The organism is Cellulophaga sp. F20128 (genome assembly GCF_023015805.1).
In the GTDB taxonomy this organism is placed as follows: Bacteria; Bacteroidota; Bacteroidia; order Flavobacteriales; family Flavobacteriaceae; genus Cellulophaga.
Genome location: NZ_JALKBA010000049.1, coordinates 1 through 2,111 on the forward strand (window position 1 = coordinate 1; position 2,111 = coordinate 2,111).

At 45.8% G+C, this 2,111-nt stretch carries 2 tRNA genes and 1 rRNA gene; all 3 read left to right on the forward strand.

Annotated elements, in window-relative coordinates:
• Positions 1–169 precede the first annotated feature (169 nt).
• Positions 170–1,689: ribosomal RNA gene (locus MWU65_RS17395) — 16S ribosomal RNA — on the forward strand.
• Positions 1,690–1,800: 111 nt separating this feature from the next.
• Positions 1,801–1,874: transfer RNA gene (locus MWU65_RS17400), tRNA-Ile, on the forward strand.
• A gap of 162 nt (positions 1,875–2,036) precedes the next feature.
• Positions 2,037–2,110: transfer RNA gene (locus MWU65_RS17405), tRNA-Ala, on the forward strand.
• Position 2,111: the final 1 nt, after the last annotated feature.

The window sequence follows — 2,111 nt, forward strand, 5'->3', positions numbered from 1 at the left end:
ATAAAAAATTAACTAGTTCGATTCTAGTATTTCTACAAGAATAAAGAAGTTCATTTGACATATTGGAGAGACAGCAAAATAATGCTTTAAGTAGTATTATTGAATTAAAAAAGAGAATGAGTTTGGTGAGAGACTATTTTTGAGGTTGTTTAAGAATATTTACAAAACAACGATGAAGAGTTTGATCCTGGCTCAGGATGAACGCTAGCGGCAGGCTTAACACATGCAAGTCGAGGGGTAACAGGGAAGCTTGCTTTCGCTGACGACCGGCGCACGGGTGCGTAACGCGTATACAATCTGCCTTGCACTAAGGGATAGCCCAGAGAAATTTGGATTAATATCTTATAGTTTATTGAGATGGCATCATTTCAATAATAAAGGTTACGGTGCAAGATGAGTATGCGTCCCATTAGTTAGTTGGTAAGGTAACGGCTTACCAAGACTTCGATGGGTAGGGGCCCTGAGAGGGGGATCCCCCACACTGGTACTGAGACACGGACCAGACTCCTACGGGAGGCAGCAGTGAGGAATATTGGACAATGGGCGAGAGCCTGATCCAGCCATGCCGCGTGCAGGAAGACGGTCCTATGGATTGTAAACTGCTTTTATACAGGAAGAATAAGGACTACGTGTAGTCTGGTGACGGTACTGTAAGAATAAGGACCGGCTAACTCCGTGCCAGCAGCCGCGGTAATACGGAGGGTCCGAGCGTTATCCGGAATTATTGGGTTTAAAGGGTCCGTAGGCGGGCTATTAAGTCAGGGGTGAAAGTTTGCAGCTCAACTGTAGAATTGCCTTTGATACTGATAGTCTTGAATTATTGTGAAGTGGTTAGAATATGTAGTGTAGCGGTGAAATGCATAGATATTACATAGAATACCGATTGCGAAGGCAGATCACTAACAATATATTGACGCTGATGGACGAAAGCGTGGGTAGCGAACAGGATTAGATACCCTGGTAGTCCACGCCGTAAACGATGGATACTAGCTGTTCGGACTTCGGTCTGAGCGGCCAAGCGAAAGTGATAAGTATCCCACCTGGGGAGTACGTTCGCAAGAATGAAACTCAAAGGAATTGACGGGGGCCCGCACAAGCGGTGGAGCATGTGGTTTAATTCGATGATACGCGAGGAACCTTACCAGGGCTTAAATGTAGATTGACAGGTTTAGAGATAGACTTTCCTTCGGGCAATTTACAAGGTGCTGCATGGTTGTCGTCAGCTCGTGCCGTGAGGTGTCAGGTTAAGTCCTATAACGAGCGCAACCCCTGTTGTTAGTTACCAGCACATTATGGTGGGGACTCTAACAAGACTGCCGGTGCAAACCGTGAGGAAGGTGGGGATGACGTCAAATCATCACGGCCCTTACGTCCTGGGCCACACACGTGCTACAATGGTAGGTACAGAGAGCAGCCACTTAGCGATAAGGAGCGAATCTATAAAACCTATCACAGTTCGGATCGGAGTCTGCAACTCGACTCCGTGAAGCTGGAATCGCTAGTAATCGGATATCAGCCATGATCCGGTGAATACGTTCCCGGGCCTTGTACACACCGCCCGTCAAGCCATGGAAGCTGGGGGTACCTGAAGTTCGTCACCGTAAGGAGCGACCTAGGGTAAAACTGGTAACTAGGGCTAAGTCGTAACAAGGTAGCCGTACCGGAAGGTGCGGCTGGAACACCTCCTTTCTAGAGAAAAACAACCGTTATGCATTTATGTTTAACACAGAATTAGTTGAACTGAATTTATTTTCTTTTTAGCTGTCACTTCAAAATATTAAGATACAACAACTAAGATTGAGTCCCATAGCTCAGCTGGTTAGAGCGCTACACTGATAATGTAGAGGTCGGCAGTTCGAGTCTGCCTGGGACTACTAATTTAGCAATCGCTAAATTATAATGTTTAAGGCAATTAGGCAGAGATCAAGGTTAGTATCTAAATAGTACTGTAACGAGTACAAAAAGGAAATTCTAGAAGTTGAGTGGTGGTTGGAAGTACTAACTACTAACTACTTGATTACTAACTACTAGTAATTGGGGGATTAGCTCAGCTGGCTAGAGCGCCTGCCTTGCACGCAGGAGGTCATCGGTTCGACTCCGATATTCTCCAC